This window comes from Lysobacter gummosus (assembly GCF_001442805.1).
Taxonomy (GTDB): Bacteria; Pseudomonadota; Gammaproteobacteria; order Xanthomonadales; family Xanthomonadaceae; genus Lysobacter; species Lysobacter gummosus.
Genome location: NZ_CP011131.1, coordinates 5436252 through 5453294, shown reverse-complemented (window position 1 = coordinate 5453294; position 17043 = coordinate 5436252). Strand labels below are relative to the sequence as shown.

Sequence of the window (17043 nt, the reverse complement as noted above, 5' to 3'; positions counted from 1 at the left end):
TCATGAGTTTCATCCAAATATTTAACTAGTCGCGCTGCCGGACAGTTCTTGTCGTCTCGTCTGCGATAGGGGTGCCGGTGGGAGTGGTACGCGATGAGTGGTTAGGGACGGAGGCCGGCGCAGCTTGTGGTCCAGGATACTGAGGATGACCTTGAGGTGGCGCGCGGTCGCTACCCCTAGCGCCACCGGCGCCGATTTGCGAGTACGGATTGAAGTTTGCGAGAAGTCCCCTGAACAACATCGCTGCCGCGGGCGGCGCGCTGAGGATCAGCATGGTCAGAATGAGGCCGAGAATTCCCTGCATCTGAACGACGCTGTTGATGCCCTCCGAGGCAGTGCCCATGCCCAGCAGCTTTGATAGCCCCTCTGTCGCCCAGAAGGCACCCGCAAGTGCAAGTGTGATGTCCATCGCAAGGGTCACCGCTACGCTGAGGAACGCCATAGACATGAGCGTTCCCAGCAACGCATTGAACCAACCTTTGAAGAGTCCTTCCGTCTGCTTGAAAATCAGGCAGAGGATGAAGAACGGGCCTGTGCCTAGGAGGAGGGCCATAACGAACTTGTTTAGGATGAGGAGGCACCCTGCCGTAATCGCCGGGCCACCGACGCCGAGCCCCGCCATCAGGCTTGCGTCATCCCGCTTCTTGATCGCGACCTGATTGTCGCCGACGTCGAGCAGATCAATGCTGCTGGTCGCCAGCTGCATGATCGCCAGCGCCTGATCGATGTCGTTGTAGACGGTGGTTTCGTCTTGACCGCTGATCGTCCAGTTGATCGTCTGGCTGATGCCGTCCGTCATCGTCTTGTAAATCGTCGGTTGAAAGCCCCCCACGAACCCGGCGACTAACGTGATCAGAACAATCCTCGTTGCATCCGCCTGCAGTGCTGCCATGGATTCATGAGAGCGTCCGGTGACGCGAAGGAACCCTTGGTAAATGATCCAGAGGGTGACAATGGGAGTGACGGCGAGTGCGCCGAGCGTGCCCACCCGTCGTAAAAGATTGCGAGAGTATTCGGCTATCTCGCCGTCGAGGAAATCCTTGAATAGCGCGAAGAAGCCGAGGCTGTCCACACCATCCGGGATGCCAGCACGCAGTAGGGAGCCAAGGGCTTCGTTCAAGCCAACCGATTGCAAATCGAACATAGCGTCAAGTCCAGTGAGGTAAGGGAGTCCATTCCGCTAGATCAGCGTTCTCGCCGCTTCGCGACTTCAAAGGCTGCCTTCAGCGCAGCAGCGCGCATCGCACCCTGACCAAGACGCTTGATGTCGAGCTTGCTACCAGAGTGCTCACCCCCGATGACGGCCTGCGCGGCTCTCGAATGCTCGGCTTCAAGCACTCTGACCTGTCCGCCGTAGGCTTCCAGCAGATTCTGGGCGTTCTGGACGTCCACTTGGTTTCGAGCCTGAAAGGACAAAAGGCGGTTGTTGTTCGCCTGAAGGCGCCCCGCCTCTTCGGGCTTGATGCCCGACCGTTCGCTGTAGATGTCCTTGAGTTCGCCCTCCCGCGCTTCGCTCAGTTCCTGCAGGTCCACCATGGCGTTGAACTGTCGGTTCTGGGTCTGCACAAGGGCAGTGCAGAGTTCCTTTTGCTTGGGGCCTGGGTTCTTCATATCGGTGCAGCGCTCGGCTATGCCGTAACCGAGCGGCCGCCGATCAAGCTTGACTTTGACGCCGTCGCGGCCGAAGTACGACATGCCGCCAACCAGTTGCTGGTTGTACTGCTTCTGAAGTTCTTTGTACTGATCGTTGAGCTTGTCGTAGGAGCGCTTCATCTCCTGCAACTGCTTAATGCTCTCAATGGTGTTCTTTGGGTCATTTACTATCCACTGCGCATTGGCTTGGCCGGCGACCAGAGCGCACGCGATCGCGGTGACAACTGCAGCCCCCCTGACGGAGCAACAATTCACTCTGCTGCGATTCTTCATACCGACTCCATGGTGTTTTTGAACGAAACGTTGTCAATGAATAAGTTGTTTGGCCACTGTGCCGCGGCTTTGCTACTTCTCGATTTGAGCTTCAGTCAACTGCCGATGCCGCTCGGCGATCGCGTCAACCACCACTGCTGCTGGACGACGGCGACCGATCACGAATGTCTTCGTCAACAGCCTGCCGGCAGGGCAATTAGTCAAAGCCTCGTAAGCGATCGTTTTATTACCTACGCGCCACGCGCACACGCCGTCGAGGATGAGATGCGCCGTCAGGCCAGTCTGCGCACGCCGAGCATTGATCATTCGCGACGGTATGCGGCGCGATATCTGACCTGGCTGAACTTGATGAACACTTTGATCGCGTGCCTTCGCCATATCGGCCCCTCCGTGGCCAGCGTTGTTAACTCGCGTTTGCGAGCCTGACAAGTGTTACTGAGACTTTCGTCGATTTCTGTAGGGAAAGTCTGATTTTCCTGTGGACATGTGTCTACAAGCGGCTCGCCGTGACCAAATAGGCCATCGGTTGTGCGCAGATATGTGTGCTTTTTGTTCTGCAAGGAACTGGGGAAATCGATGCGCGATTTGCTGTCGATTCGGTTCGTTGTAGACATTTGTCTACAGCGTGTGGACGCCTGTCTACAAACATAATTCGTTGCCTCGATGCATCAAAAGATTTGTATTGCTAACTCTAAACGTGACGGGCTTAGTCGCACCCACAAAAGGAGTATCTGCCAGGAGGCGTACATTGATCCGTGTGTTCTTGATTGACGATCATTTCCTTGTTCGTCATGCGCTCCATCTGCTGATCGAAGCAGAGGCGGACATGGTCGTGACGGGTGACGCAGCAAGTGGACGGGAAGCCATTGGCGCAATTTCACGCGTGGAAGTCGATGTCGTCGTCTGCGACTACGACTTGCCTGACATCGATGGCTTACAGGTGACGCATCTTCTTCTGCGCGGCAACAATGAGCTAAAAATACTGGTTCTTTCAGCCATAGATCACGGTCCCATCCCGCGCCAACTCATCGGAGCGGGTGCGTTGGGATACGTTACAAAAGGCGGCCACGACGGCAGCAAGGTCGTCCGTGCCATTAGAGAAGTTGCGGCGGGACGTCGGTACTGGGACGAAGTACTTGGGGTAGTAAGGCTGCCCGGTAAGACGCCTTTCGACCGCCTCTCTCCGCGCCAGCTGCAAGTGGCGATGCTTACCATCAGGCGCCTTTCGATCGCCGAAGTAGCCGCGGCGACGGGCTTGGCAGAGTCATCCGTGCGGACACACCGACAGCGCCTGTTCGAAAGATTGGGGGTTCGCAGCGACGCAGATCTGCTGCATTTGGCTCACGCTCTTGGTGTGGTGCCTCCGGATTAGCATGGCTGAGTTAGAGCAATCAGCGTTAGGTTGAACCGTGGCACGACGGTTTCGCCGAGACAAGCCGGCTTAGAACCGCACGCATTGAGCCAGACAGGTTTTAGCCGCACGGTGTTTGACCAGGAGTGTTTGCGCCATGCGGGTTTTAGCCATCAGGGTTTTAGCCAGCCGGGTCTAAACACGGATGGTCAGAACACAGCGGGGCATGACCAGCGGCGTTTTGACCCGCATCGACCTACCTTAAGGCTATGACGAAGCCATTGACTCTCGCCCACCTTCGCAAGAAACCGCCTTCGACATCGTCAAAAGGACCTGGCCGGCGTAGGATCACATCGCCGGTGCTGAAGCTCTTAGGTGCTCGAATTAAGCAGGTGCGTCTGCTGAAAGGAATTACTCAGGACGACTTGGCCTACGGGATTCCCATGGACCGATCGCAACTGGGTCTAATCGAGAACGGTAGGACGGCGCCTACAGTGTTAACTCTGCTGAAGCTTGCTTCGGCGCTTGACTGCGAGGCCGGTGAGTTGATCCCAGCGATGGCTGAAGTCCGCGCAATCTTGCGACGCGAGCAGCAGCGCGAGCGGCAGCCCGCGATGGAGTAGTCATCGCGCCCAAGCCTGGCCTTGTCGATCGGCTCGGCGACAGCTCCGGCCCATCGCGGAGCGTTGCCGATGATTGGCCATTGTGGCTGGGGAGGGGCCGCACTTCGCGTAGATGTGCGTTATGTCCGCGAGCTTCCACTGGAGTTACCAGGATTTCGTGGACACTGCCCGGCGCGCTCGATCCACCGTTTCGAACTCAATCGCGCTGACATCATCGCGGTAGATCTTTTCGCTCGATTCGGCGTCGAACGGGAAATCGCACGCGATGGTTCACGCGAGCAATGCACAGGATTCCGAGCGTCAATTGGACGCCACGCTCAACCTGATGCGCGTCGGCCCGCTCACATGCTGACCTAGCTTGGCCTTGCGCCTTGTGCGCAGACACCTGAATTACTTCAGCTAACAGTGCGGATATCAGCGGGTGTCCACGAAATCCTGGTAACTCCACACTTCGGCGTAGCCGCCGCCAGGGACACGCGCAACGACCCTCATTCGCCCGTTCGGTCGCCCGCGCCGCCGCGCTGTGCGACGATGCCCGGGCGAGTCTCACCCTGTGCGACACCGATCCCCATCATCCCCATTGGGGACAAAACCTTTGGAGGAACCATGGATCGTTGGGATGACCTGACCTGAAAAAACTGATCCAGCTCGATTGTTCATAAACTATGACCAAGGAGATTTGGACCATGCCCAAGAAGCGCTTTAGTTCCGAAGAGATCATCCACAAGCTGCGAGAGGCCGAAGTGCTGTCGGCGCAAGGCCGCACGATCGCGGAGATCAGTCGTCAGTTGGGTGTGACCGAGCAGACCTACTTCCGTTGGCGCAAGGAATACGGAGGTTTGAAGGTAGACCAGGCCAAGCGTCTGAAGGATCTGGAGACGGAGAATGCGCGGCTACGCCGAGCCTTGTCGGACGCGGTGATCGATAATCAGATTCTGCGCGAGGTCAGCAAGGGAAACTTCTAAGCCCGATGCGTCGTCGTCAAGCGGTGGCCCATGTGCACGCGCATCTGGGCTACGCACAGCGACGGATTTGTCGGGCGTTGCACGTCACCCGCTCGTCGGTTCGCTATGTTTCGCAGCCACGCAGCGATGAGTCTTCGCTCACGCAGGCGGTGATCGCGTTGGCTAGTCAGTACGGCCGCTACGGTTATCGACGCGTGCATGCCTTGGTGAGAGCGCAAGGCGGGTCGGCGAGTCGATCCCGCGTCGAGCGTATCTGGAAGCGCGAAGGATTGAAGGCGCCGACCAAACAGCCTAAGCGCGGTCGGCTCTGGCTCGCCGATGGCAGCTGCCTTCGGCTGCGGCCGGAGCACCCTCATCACGTGTGGAGCTGGGATTTCGTGATGGAACGGACCCACGATGGGCGCGTGCTGAAGATCTTGGTGTTGATCGATGAGTACACGCGCAAGTGTCTGGCTTTGTACGTAGCCCGACAAATCCGCAGCAACGACGTCATCGACGTGCTGGCCGACGCGATGCTCGAACACGGTATCCCTGAGCATTTGCGTTCGGATAATGGGCCTGAGATGGTGGCCCACAACCTGCGCCGTTGGCTGGCCGCGGTGGGCTCCAAGACGATGTATATCGAGCCGGGTAGCCCGTGGGAGAACGGCTACTGCGAGTCATTCAACGGGAAATTCCGCGATGAGCTGCTTAACGGTGAGATCTTCTACACCCTACGCGAGGCCCAGGTCGTGATCGAACAATGGCGACGCCACTACAACACGGTGCGACCGCACAGCGCCTTGAACTACAGACCACCAGCGCCCGAGGCCTTCATGCTTGCCACCGCAAGTGCACATCCACGTTTAGCCGCTTAAACTAACTTTACTTCTGGACCAGTTAACGCAGGCCAGTCAAGGATCGGCAGCGGGAATGGAGCCGCATGCAATGCTCCACTTCCTATAGGTGTTCGCAGGAGGGGGTGTGACGCCGAGCTTCGCTAATAGGTGCTGGCTCAATCCCGACTCCGCCCGCGACTTGCCAAGATTGTGATTGATTGTTCCGTTGATTCGCGGTGAAGTGGACAAAACGTAAAGTGCGTTGCGTGCTTCCTTTTGCAGGGCGAAAGATAACAGGCGCTCGTCGGCAGCTTTCGATAATTCATGCATTGGCGAGTGGAGAGTGAGTAGTACCCCTGGCAGGTGCTGCGCCGAACTAAGTCGGACGCGCAAGTCATCGCGATGCTCGGTCATGCCTTGTCGCCAAATCACTCTGAATCGAAGGTCCGGCTCGATGCCGGGCTTTGTTCCTTTGTAAGGTGTTGCGTTGGCTTGCGCGCAATGGCTGGAGTCGTTGCCCGTCTGCACCTGGAAAGCTCGCCCGAAAATCAAGCGGCCATCTGTGGAGCAGTCGGCTTCCTTGGCATTCCCAGGAAAGGTTCGATTGCTACGGCCTGGGACGTACTGGATAGGCGGATGGGAACGGAGATCCGGGTCGTGCGGAGAGAGGCACGCGAAATGCTTCGCCTCCTGTGGACGTCCGCAGGAGATGCGGCGCGCATCGCACCGCGCTTTGCTCACAGGTATTGGCTCCGTTGTGAATCTATTGGGACATCTCGATTGAACCGTAGGGAAATTGAATCCGATGACGTTGGGGGCGCGAAAGAAGATGCCAATTGTTTGCGGTGGGTCGTGGCGCATGGGTTGGCCGAGGAGTTGCGCTGTGTCGCGATTTATTCTTGAACGGAAAAGAGGTTGATGCCAATGGGGATGTCAAAAATGAAGATAGTAACGATTGCATATTCTTTAATTCTTGCGATATCTGGCATCTTCTTTACTTACGAGGGGGCTGAGCTGGCATTGGCTGGTGGCTCTCTATATTACTTTATATTTGGTTTGTTGTTGCTGCTGGCCGCTTTTCTACATTTTAAGGCTGACGTAAGAGCCTCTGTCGTGCTTGCTGCAACGTTCCTTTTGACGATTTGTTGGGCGCTGTGGGAGGTTGGTCTTAATTATTGGGGCCTGTTTCCTCGAGTCCTCACACCACTCGGGTTCTTGATCATATCTTTAGGGGTTGTCGCTTTCCTTAGGCCCGCGCCGCGATTCGGCTCCCTAGGGGTGCTTGCTGCAGCAGTGGTGACATTTCTTGCATTTTTTGGGTTTTCGTTTAAGCCATTCCAAGAAGTGATTGGCGAGCGTGATCCGTCGTTCAAGATCGCTCAAGTGAGTAATGCGCCCGACAACTGGGCGGCATATGGCCGAACGGTCGAAGGGACACGCTACGGGCCGTTCAACCAGATAAATCGGGATAACGTCCGTAATCTCAAAATCGCATGGACGTATCGGACGGGGCGGCCGCTCGATCCCGGAGGGTGGGCCTCTGACCAGAATACGCCCCTGCAGATCGACAACACGATCTATTCCTGTACGCCGCAGAATGTCATCCATGCAATCGACGCGACTACGGGAAAGAATAAGTGGATCTCAGATCCCGGCGTGAGGCCGAATTCGGTAGCCCGTTGCCGTGGCGTTAGTTTTTTTCGCGATCCAGATGCCGCGAAGGGCTCGCAGTGTGCGGACCGAATCATTGCGACGACGATCGATGCTCGGCTGCATGAAATTGACGCAACGACGGGTGCTCGTTGCACTGGTTTTGGCGAGAACGGATTTGTTAATCTGAGTGATCGGGTGGGCCAGAGCCAAAATCTACTTTACTACCAAACATCGGCGCCTTTGGTCGCGCGGAATCTAATTGTGGTCGGCGGCTGGGTCTCCGATAATCAACATCGGGGCGAGCCTTCCGGTGTGATTCGAGCCTTCGATGTGCGCACCGGGGCCGTAGTATGGGCTTGGGATCTCGGGAATCCACAAACCACTCGCGAACCGCAGGATGGGCAGACCTATACACTCGGCACTCCCAATATGTGGAGCCACGCAGCGTTTGATGACAAACTGGGTCTAATATTTTTGCCGCTTGGCAATGCGACGCCCGATTATTTCAGTACGGGCCGCCCTCCACATTCGGAGAGCTATAACTCCGCCCTTGTGGCACTCGATATTGAGTCAGGTCGTGAACGATGGAAGTTCCAAACCGTGCATACGGATCTTTGGGATTACGATCTTCCGTCTCAACCGGCCCTGGTTGACATGCCGAACGACAAGGGCGAAATGGTGCCTTCGGTGATCCAGTTGACAAAACGAGGGCAGATATTTGCATTCGACCGTCGAACCGGACAACCCATCACTAGGGTTGAGGAGAAACCAGTTCCCCAGACAGGGCATGTATCCGATGAGTTGCCATCCCCAACGCAACCTTATTCAGTTGGCATGCCAACGATTGGAGGGGGGGCGCTGACAGAGGCATCTGCGTGGGGGATGACAAGCTTCGATCAGCTCTGGTGCAGGATCGATTTTCGCAAGAGGCGTTATGACGGTGAATTCACGCTGCCCGGGCTCACCTCAAGAATCCAGTACCCGAGTGCGATGGGCGGTATGAACTGGGGGTCGGCCTCTTATGACCCTGTCAACAGTCGCATCTTTGTGAACGATATTCGGATTGCCGGCTTGAATCGACTGATGTTGCGTGACGAATTCAACGAGTATGTAAAAACTCACAAACCAACTCTCGATGGACACGGCGTTGCTGCGATGGAGGGTACGCCATATGGTGAAGTTACCTCACATTGGATGTCGCCGTTTGGTGTCCCATGCTCGCAGCCTCCTTTTGGGACAATCTCTGCCATCGATCTGAAAACGCGGAAGGTTGTATGGCAAGGCCCAGCAGACACGGCGAAGAATCTCGGGCCAATGGGAATTGCGCTTGGGTTGCCGATGCGAATGGGGTCTCCCACCTATGCTGGAACCATGACAACGGCGGGCGGATTGGTGTTCTTCGCCGGTGGCCAGGACAACTATCTGCGGGCATTCGATGCCGAGACCGGCCAGGAGCTATGGAAAGGAGAGCTTCCGGTCGGCAGCAGCGCCACACCGATGACGTATGTGTCGCCGATTGATGGGAAGCAGTATGTACTGATCTCAGCCGGAGGCGCTGCACATTCGCCCACGATGGGGGACTATGTCATCGCATTCTCGCTCTAATGTGAAGGCATAAAGCCAGCTCAGGCTGAGCGAGATATTAAGTTCAACCATAGTCCTAGCGGATCGTATCAGTGCATCGACATCCCGGTGTCAAAAGGCAATAGCTGCTGTATGGGCAGGCGTCGTGGGCGAGGCTGAGCGGATTATTGTCCGTCGCGCGGCTTTCGTGCGCGCGAGTTTTACCTCCACAAGGACAAAGGCAATGCCCAGAAGAAGCTAGCGCTTCTTCTGGGTTTGGTGACTTAAGGTGATCTGGTAATTCGTGGGTGAATATTGACGCAGAGGCACCGAATCACTGGTGATTTCAAAGATGCTGAAGGCCCAAATGGGTCGCGCTCAGGAGTTTCTGTTGATCACGTCGCGCGGAGGCTTGTTGTTAATCACCGTATTCAGCGCGCGCGACCTCAATGCATGGGGCGCTTCCCGGCACGAAGAACGCTTATGAAAACTTGGTCCAAGCCTCAGGTCCGCGAAATCGCTGTGTACATCATTTCATTCAGCCGCCTAAGAAATCAACTCGTACTCCTCCGGCGATTTGTTCTGAACACGCCCGATTCCGCTGTCGCAACATCCGCGGGATCCTCATCGAATCGGAGGTTAATCGATGATTGATGGCAATTGATTTCTAATGAATTCAGGCGGATATGTTTCTGTAGGCGCCGTGCGTTGCGCTCAAGTGGCTTTGACCGCTTAGCGTTGAACCTACTTCAGCGAAAGGAATCCACGGCGAACATCGCCCCCCCCCCCACCCCGGCCGAAATAGCGCCCATACAGCATCGCCGGATCGCCTTCGGCCACCGCTTTGAGTGGCTGGTAAGAAAAATCCTTTGGAAATTTTGGAACGAGTTTTGGAACGTAATTTAGAACACATCATGAAATTAAAGGCTCACTACCCCGCTAAAGAGCTTTCTCGATACAGCCTCTATGTTGCTTGTCGGGAAATACTGCTGAGCGGCGCACTGAAGACTCTACCCATGGTAGGTCTTGTCAGCGTGGCCGTTTTGGCCGTTCCACCGGCATTGGCCTCGCAATGTGCTACGACAGATGGGGGCAACGGTGGGGATGTGGTTCTTAATGGTGGGACATGCTCCATCCCCTCGGGATACAACCCCGTCGATAACGATCAGCGAGTGGGAGGCGCCTACGTCGATCAAGGAGATCGGGTAACGCTGATTGGAAATGCGCAGGACATATCTGCGGGGGACCGAGGGCAGCGCAACTTCACTTTGGGTGAGCTCGACGCGTCCGCCAGCGGAAAGGAAAGGCTTCTGCTCGGAGGGAAAGGGAAAGGTGTTAGCACTCCCGATCCCATTACCGGGGGGCGGATTGTAGTCGCTACCTATGACTCTGCGGCGATTAGCTCTGCCGATTGGGGCGCATTGCAGAATGCGGCCACCAGCAAATACGTTAATGTCGGTGATCAGCAATATGTTGACGCTCGTTTAGGGACGGCGCAGGGAGGAACGCTGGTTGTTGATATTGGCAATCGAGCGCTTGCGCCATCTGCGGCTGAGAACTCGCTTGACCTCGCGCTGAAACAAACGCAGCTAACAAGGGCGGCCGGAGATGGAAGTGCCGTTCGCTGGGCCTCCCGAAACCGAATCTTGGCTGCGGATGTGATCACAGCGGCTTCGGGGGCGACGACAAGAACAGTCCCTATGTCAATTCCAACGTATGCGGGTACTTTTGCGGGATTTGATGGTAGGGCCTACACGGTAAATAACGTAAGCGATCTCAAGAACTACAATGATCTCTTGATCGCGGCGCTTGAGGACGGGCGGCTGAATTCGCAGGCTGCGTATGATTCGGCCTTCGCACAAGCGGTAAGTTATACAACCCAGAATGCAAGCTTCAGCTTCGATATCGATCCCGGGGACGAAATAACGGTCGCTGGCGGCATCAATTATTCGATGTATGTCGATGGGGTCGGGGCGTTGGGCGTCATTGAAAACGGCGCGCAGATTGATCAGCGAGGCGCGCGGGTGGCTTCGGCCAATGGAGGGCGGGTCGTTATTGAGGCGGAGGGGCAACTGTCGGGTCATTTCTCGAGTCTGGAAATTTCCAGCGGTGGCTCTGCGCAGAATAATGGAGCGATTTCCGCGGGATATTACGCGGATAATGAGCACGACACGACGACGGCGGGTACGCACGGTGGGGCTTACGTTGAGGGCTTCGCCGTGACCGTTGATGGGAATGGATCCGCTTTCGAGAATCGAGGGATCATTAATGTCGCCGGCTTCGACTATGCCCCGGAAACGGCTCCTGATCAGTATGGCGTCTTGACGCGGAACGGCGGGGCGACGACTAACCGGGGTGTCGTGAACGTTGGTGTTAACAATGGCGCCAAGACGGGAGCCATCAACGGCGCGCTTATTGCCGGCAGTGGATCTTCATTTATAAATGAAGCTGAAGGACTCATTTATATTGGGCGGGCGGCGCAGTACAGCCCCGCCATGCCCGAGGCAGTCTCCGATACAAGCAACCATGTGATGCAACGGGGCATTTATCTCGATGCAAGCGCGGGCGGGACTGCCATTAACGAGGGCGCCATCGTTATCGGCACGAAGACCGAAAACGCCATTGGCATGGGAGCGGTCGGTTCCAACGCGCAGGCGCAACTGCGAAATCGTGGAGAGATAATCATTAATGGCGCATCTAGATCAGCGCCTTTGGAAAACCTCGGCCTGCTTGCACAGGACAATGGGTCCACCGTGATTGCAAATGACGGGATCATCCGCGTAAACGGCATCAACGGAGTGGGGCTGAAGGTTCTTTCTGCAAATGCATCGGCTTCGGCTGTTTCCAGCGCTGGCAGTCGTATCGAGGTAAACGGAACCGCCGATCCTGCTAGCGGTGTGCGGAACTACGGCGCATGGATAGATGGTAGTTCGGCAAACGCTTTGCTCGAAGGAGATATCTTGCTCGCGGGCCGCGGAGCAATCGGCGTTCATGCAAGAAATGGTGGGTTGGTAAGTATTGGGCCCAGCGCTGCCGTGAAGTTCATCGAAGCCGGAGATTCCACCGCCTGCCCAGCCAGTTGCAGCGATCAGATCGGGTATTTTGTGTATGGCAAAGGCTCGCGTATTGAGGGGCGGGGTGGTGCCTTAGACGTCAATACCTCCCGCTCGACCCTGCTCCGTGTAGAAAATGGCGCAGCCTTCTCTACTAGCGCAGGACAGCAAATTTCTGCGTCTGGCGTTGCCGCAACTGCAATTCAGGGCTCAGGATCCGAAGCCCGTGTAGATATCGCCGGAGCGCGTCTCGTGGCGTCGGGTTCCGGTGCGACCCTCTTGAAAATTGATGGTGGAGCGACAGGAATCATTGGTGCCGACACCGAGGCGCGCCTCGCCGCGGATAGGGCCATTGCGGGCTTGGTGGATGGCCGTAAATATGAGTTGTCCGGTCAGCCCAGCAGCGAAATGTTTCCGTCCAGGTTGGAGTTTTCCGGCCAAGTCATCGCAGACTCGAAAGACGCGCGGGGATTTATCGCGCAGGCGAGCGGGGTGTTGGTGCATCGCGGAACCACTCAGCTAGCCGATGGCGTAGGAATTACCGTGCGCGATGGAGGGGTGCTGCAAGGAGGGGGCTCCGTCTTGGTGCAGAACGGTACCGGACTGCTGTTGGATGGGGCGGCTTCCAGCACGGACTTTAACGCGGGAGCCAGCATAACGACTCTGGACGGCGATGCTGCGATTCGTGTCCGCAATCAAGCATGGCTGGAAACGGGGGCCGGAATAGCGCGCGTTCAAGCGGCCGGCTCTGCGCACGGGGTGGTCTTGAGCGAGGATGCCAAGGGGGCTGCATTTAACGACGGAAACATCATTGTGGATGGCCAAGGGAACGGCATTGAGAACAATGCCGCGGGAGGGCGGGTGCTGTTGAACCGGTCTACCCTTTCAGTGACTTCAGGTGCGGGCATCCGGAATCTAGCGGCTGCTCAGGGAGTGTCCTCATTCTCACTCGTAGGCGCTCGGATTGCGTCTGCGTCGGGTTGGGGCATCCAAGCCGAATCTGGAACGGCCAAGGTCAATGTGACCGGTGGCCGGATCGAAGGCGGGGCTGGCGCCCTATTCACCGGTTCGAGCGCGCAATTGGAGATCTACGCGCAACAAGCGAGTCTTGTTGGTCGCGCGCTGACTGAGGATGGCGGGCGGAGCTCTGTCACGCTGGACGCTGCGTCGCTGTGGGAAATGAAAGCGAGCTCGAATGTCAGCGAATTGGTCAACAGAAACAGTTCGGTAGACTTCGGAGTATACGATCCGGCGACGGGATTCAAGAGGCTCACCATTGCAGGTAACTATGTCGGAGACGGCGGTAGGTTTCTTATCAACACGAAGCTGGGAGACGATCAATCTCCCACTGATCTTGTGCGAATCATGGGCAACTCGTCGGGAGCCAGCAGCCTTCAAGTGACAAACGCTGGCGGGCTAGGTGCGCAGACAGTGGAAGGCATCAAAGTGGTGCAAGTCGGCGGAACCTCCGACGCGCGGTTCCTGCTGAGTGGTCGAGCTGTGGCGGGTGCCTACGAATACCTACTGCAAAAGGGGGGCATTGCCACGCCTGCCGACGGTGATTGGTATCTACGTTCCTATGTGGTCGTGCCGCCCAAGCCCGTGCCGCCCAAGCCCGAGCCGCCTGAGCGAATTGTGCGTCCGGAAGTTGGCGCCTATCTGGCGAACCAGTCCGCAGCAGAGGGACTGTTTCGCCATAGCCTGCATGATCGCTTGGGCGAGCCGAATCTGGCCGAGCGCATGCGCGAGGGCGATGCGTTGAGCTCGGCATGGGTGCGCACCTGGCGCGAGCAGGCCGACTACACGTCTGTCGATCAGCTCGACACCAATAGCGATAGCTCCGGTCTGCAGGTCGGCTCGGACTTAGCGCGCTGGGGTGAGCGTGGACGTGGTCAGTTCGGCGCCATGCTGGCCATTGGGCAGGCGAACAACCACGTGCGCTCGTTACTGACCGGCTATTTCGCCAAGGGCAAGGTCGATGGCCGCGCGTTGGGGCTGTATGCGACTTGGTTCGCCGACCCGGTCGAATCCACCGGCTTGTATATGGATGGATGGCTGCAGTACGCGCGCTTCGATAACCGTGTGGAGGGCCTGGGCTTGGCGCGCGAGAGCTACGACAGCAGTGGTTCGACTGTCTCGATCGAAGCCGGTTACTCCTTCCGCTTGCGGAGCAACGGCCGCAGTGCGTTGTTTCTTGAGCCGCAGGGGCAGCTGATCTATTCCGATTTCGACATGGAATCCTTCACGGAAACCGGTGGCACGCACATCGATGATACAAAGTCGGGAGGGCTGACCACGCGTCTCGGCTTGCGTCTGTACGGTCATGCGATGGGCGACACCGGCAATCGCGTCCAGCCGTTTGCAACTTTGAACTGGTGGAACCAATCAAGCAGCGCCGAGATTGCTTTCAACCGTGACCGTGTACGTACAGCTCTGCCGCGCGATCGCTACCAGCTCAAACTCGGCGTGCAGTTGCAACTGGGGGGCGGCTGGACTGGTTGGGGCCAAGCCTCCGCGGAAACGGGTAGCGGAGACTACCGTGACATAGGCGGCCTTATTGGAACCAAGTATAGCTGGTGAGGCTCGCAGCGCAGGACTGCAGAGTGAGCGTCAATCTGCGTCCTTTGCTTGACACGGCCGCACGAGTATTCATGCGAGTGACGCTTCATAAGCCTCGACGTAGCAACGAGATCCCGAAAACTGCCGAAGTTGATCGTATATGAGCACAATTGAGCAGTACAAAAATTTAGATAAATCACTGGGGTTACGCGGAAAGTCACGCAAATATTTTTCTTGCGTCTGTCCGTTGCCACGATGATGCGCATCCTCGTGCTCGGTGCAGCGGCTGGCGGCGGCTATCCGCAGTGGAACTGCAACACTTCCAGCAGTCAGCGCGCCTGGCGTCAGGAGCCCGGGCATAAGCGCCGCAGCCAGGCGAGCATCGCGGTCAGCGCCGATGGCGAACGTTGGCTGCTGATCAACGCATCGCCTGATTTCCGTCAGCAGATCCTCGCCCTGCCACCGCTGTGGCCGCAGCGCGATCTGCGCCATTCGCCGATCGAAGCGGTGTTGCTGACCAGCGGTGAGATCGATCACATCGCCGGTCTCTTATCAATGCGCGAACGCCAGCGCTTCGACTTGTGGGCAAGTGCCCGCGTGCTGGACGTGTTGAGCCAGAACCCGATCTTCGATTCGCTTCACTCCGATTACGTCACCCGTCGGGCGTTGAGTCTGGATGCGCCGCTGCATATCGCCGGCCACGATTCGCCGCTCGGTCTGTGCGTCACCGCTTTCAGCGTGCCGGGCAAGGTGCCGTTGTTCATGGAGTCGCGAGAGAGCGGCGATCTTCGGGGAAGCGATGAAGAAACGGTCGGCCTGGAAATTTCCGATGGCCGTGAGCGCTTCTACTACATTCCCGGCTGCGCGGCACTGTCGCCGGCCTTGCGTGAACGCTTGCGCGGCGCCTCGCTGTTGTTCTTTGACGGGACCCTATGGCGTGACGACGAAATGCAGCGCGCCGGCGTCAGCGGCAAGACCGGCGCGCGCATGGGCCATATGAGCATTGCCGGTGGCAACGGCGACGATGATGCCGGTGCCCTCGCCGCGTTCGCCGATCTCGACGTGGAGTGCAAATTCTTCATCCATCTCAACACCACCAATCCGGTCCTGGACGAAGCCTCGCCTGAGCACGCTCAAGCCCGTGCGCAAGGCTGGAACGTAGCCGAGGACGGCATGGAGCTAAGCCTATGAGCATCAGTGCCGCTGAACTGCATCGCCCGACCAAGCGGTGTTGCGAGAGCAGGGTAAACGAGAGTCGGAATTTGACTAGATCTTCCATGCTGGGTGTGTTGACTCCCGACCATCGCCTGCGGCGGATGGCGATACATTGAACGGGGGTTGCGGAGTGCCATATTCCAACTCAGTGGCATATGGATATGCGACGCCCGCTTCCTGACTAGCAGCTTTCGATCCGTCGCTACTGGCAGTGTCCGGCGTGGTGACGGCCATCGCCAATTCGCCAATGACGTTCGGCCGCCACTGGCACAGCGCTTCGAAATACCGATTACCTCGGAGCAAGCAGTTGGGGCGTATAGCTATTAGTCCGCGGAAGGGCGGATGTCCGGAGATATGGAGAGGATTCCGATCCTCTTGGATTTCGATCACTTCCACATCTGCAATTCCTTTCGGCAGGCCTGCCCAAAGCTATTAAAAATACTTTGAGATTTTTCAGATTGCTGCCGATCTGCGTACAGCTCTCGGAGCGTTTTGTTATCGGCCATGTAGATGCGGGCAATTTGATCGACGGCTGCTTCCGCTGTCTCGACTACCTCATCAGAGGCGATCAAGCGAATTCGGTTAAGAAGCGAAAGCAGCTGGGATGTTGAGGAAAGGCTTACGACATCATGTTCGAATGCGTCCATTTCCAGGCGCGTCGCTTCATCGATGAAATTTCCGTACAGCGTCTCCCGCTTCGTGATCTCTAACGAAATTCGCTCTCGTCTCTGCTCGTAACGATGGCTCAACCATGTCGAAGCAAATGTTGTTAAGCCACCTAATAGGGATCCCCCCAGTGCGGCTAAAGCCGTGACTATTGAAGCGTCCATGAAGTGCCTTCTCTTAAGGGTCTTCGATTGATATCACACCGAGCGTGCAGTGACGATCGTTCCATGGACAAGGGCTGGCATCCGAAACCTCGGATTAGATATCCAAATTCTATGAGACTTCACCAAAAGCCGACATGCCTATTGGCCAGGAATCGAGAGCCTCGGCGATCAAGCTTCCGGTATGCCCATGCGTGCTCGCTTTGTTCAGCTCATTCAAAATCCATGCTGACGGGTTCCTCCTGGTTAAACGGTTATGAGTCGTGCGGCGAACGGAAACCGAAATCCCAAGCGGCAAGAGCTTGCGTGTGAAGATGTGTCTCTAAGAGGGACGGATCACAGGCCTTTTGCATGAGGCCGAAGCCGGAGCGGCATCAAGCGGCAGGGGCGTCAGCGTGGCTTCAGTGAAGTCTCGCACCAGTACGAGGCAGCAAGTTTGACGGCATGAGTGTGTCCGATGCCAAATGCCGTGCGAAATGGCGACGGAGTG

At 57.1% G+C, this 17043-nt stretch carries 11 protein-coding genes; 7 read left to right on the top strand and 4 right to left on the bottom strand.

From position 1 onward, the window contains the following. Positions 1-25: 25 nt before the first annotated feature. Both LG3211_RS22090 and LG3211_RS22085 read right to left on the bottom strand, forming a co-directional pair. Positions 26-1144 (bottom strand): TrbL/VirB6 family protein, encoded by a 1119-nt coding sequence (locus LG3211_RS22090; RefSeq protein ID WP_057944715.1) that lies wholly within the window; start codon positions 1142-1144, stop codon positions 26-28. A 41-nt stretch (positions 1145-1185) separates the two neighbouring features. After that, positions 1186-1926 carry a TrbJ/VirB5 family protein gene (locus LG3211_RS22085; protein ID WP_057944714.1) on the bottom strand — a complete coding sequence of 247 codons (741 nt, stop codon included), beginning with the start codon at positions 1924-1926 and terminating at the stop codon, positions 1186-1188. 36 nt (positions 1927-1962) lie between these two features. Here LG3211_RS22085 and LG3211_RS26060 point away from each other — a divergent pair, with 36 nt between their 5' ends. The 4 genes from LG3211_RS26060 to LG3211_RS22065 all read left to right on the top strand — a co-directional run bounded on the left by LG3211_RS26060 (position 1963) and on the right by LG3211_RS22065 (position 5722). After that, positions 1963-2352: a hypothetical protein gene (locus LG3211_RS26060; RefSeq protein ID WP_148649089.1), complete on the top strand. Its 390-nt coding sequence runs from the start codon at positions 1963-1965 to the stop codon at positions 2350-2352. Between the two features lie 331 nt (positions 2353-2683). Next, positions 2684-3298: a response regulator gene (locus tag LG3211_RS22080; protein ID WP_237049905.1), complete on the top strand. Its 615-nt coding sequence runs from the start codon at positions 2684-2686 to the stop codon at positions 3296-3298. 248 nt (positions 3299-3546) lie between these two features. Then, positions 3547-3900: a helix-turn-helix domain-containing protein gene (locus LG3211_RS27595; RefSeq protein ID WP_083512755.1), complete on the top strand. Its 354-nt coding sequence runs from the start codon at positions 3547-3549 to the stop codon at positions 3898-3900. A 686-nt stretch (positions 3901-4586) separates the two neighbouring features. Beyond that, positions 4587-5722, top strand: a protein-coding gene (locus LG3211_RS22065) for an IS3 family transposase (RefSeq protein WP_425479922.1) whose coding sequence is annotated in 2 segments (ribosomal slippage) — positions 4587-4851 and positions 4851-5722 — 1137 coding nt in all. Because the reading frame shifts where the segments join, the coding sequence is not laid out codon by codon here. A 36-nt stretch (positions 5723-5758) separates the two neighbouring features. Here the strand turns inward: LG3211_RS22065 and LG3211_RS26055 are convergent. Further along, the gene (locus tag LG3211_RS26055; RefSeq protein WP_148649087.1) at positions 5759-6424 is read right to left on the bottom strand and encodes a hypothetical protein; all 666 of its coding nucleotides are present in this window, start codon (positions 6422-6424) and stop codon (positions 5759-5761) included. Positions 6425-6622: 198 nt separating this feature from the next. Here LG3211_RS26055 and LG3211_RS22060 point away from each other — a divergent pair, with 198 nt between their 5' ends. The 3 genes from LG3211_RS22060 (at position 6623) to pqqB (ending at position 15702) form a co-directional block, all read left to right on the top strand. Beyond that, positions 6623-8941, top strand: a complete 2319-nt coding sequence (locus LG3211_RS22060; protein ID WP_057945676.1) for a membrane-bound PQQ-dependent dehydrogenase, glucose/quinate/shikimate family — start codon at positions 6623-6625, stop codon at positions 8939-8941. Positions 8942-9768: 827 nt separating this feature from the next. Next, positions 9769-14532: an autotransporter outer membrane beta-barrel domain-containing protein gene (locus LG3211_RS25150; protein WP_148649086.1), complete on the top strand. Its 4764-nt coding sequence runs from the start codon at positions 9769-9771 to the stop codon at positions 14530-14532. A 237-nt stretch (positions 14533-14769) separates the two neighbouring features. Beyond that, the gene (gene pqqB, locus LG3211_RS22050; RefSeq protein WP_057945675.1) at positions 14770-15702 is read left to right on the top strand and encodes a pyrroloquinoline quinone biosynthesis protein PqqB; all 933 of its coding nucleotides are present in this window, start codon (positions 14770-14772) and stop codon (positions 15700-15702) included. 410 nt (positions 15703-16112) lie between these two features. Here the strand turns inward: pqqB and LG3211_RS22045 are convergent, their stop codons facing one another. After that, positions 16113-16556, bottom strand: a complete 444-nt coding sequence (locus LG3211_RS22045) for a hypothetical protein (protein ID WP_148649085.1) — start codon at positions 16554-16556, stop codon at positions 16113-16115. Positions 16557-17043: the final 487 nt, after the last annotated feature.

Coding starts and splice junctions, on each gene's coding strand:
- LG3211_RS22090 (WP_057944715.1), bottom strand. CDS start 1,144: ATGTTCGATTTGCAATCGGTTGGCTTGAACGAAGCCCTTGGCTCCCTA.
- LG3211_RS22085 (WP_057944714.1), bottom strand. CDS start 1,926: ATGAAGAATCGCAGCAGAGTGAATTGTTGCTCCGTCAGGGGGGCTGCA.
- LG3211_RS26060 (WP_148649089.1), top strand. CDS start 1,963: ATGAATAAGTTGTTTGGCCACTGTGCCGCGGCTTTGCTACTTCTCGAT.
- LG3211_RS27595 (WP_083512755.1), top strand. CDS start 3,547: ATGACGAAGCCATTGACTCTCGCCCACCTTCGCAAGAAACCGCCTTCG.
- LG3211_RS22060 (WP_057945676.1), top strand. CDS start 6,623: ATGAAGATAGTAACGATTGCATATTCTTTAATTCTTGCGATATCTGGC.
- pqqB (WP_057945675.1), top strand. CDS start 14,770: ATGCGCATCCTCGTGCTCGGTGCAGCGGCTGGCGGCGGCTATCCGCAG.
- LG3211_RS22045 (WP_148649085.1), bottom strand. CDS start 16,556: ATGGACGCTTCAATAGTCACGGCTTTAGCCGCACTGGGGGGATCCCTA.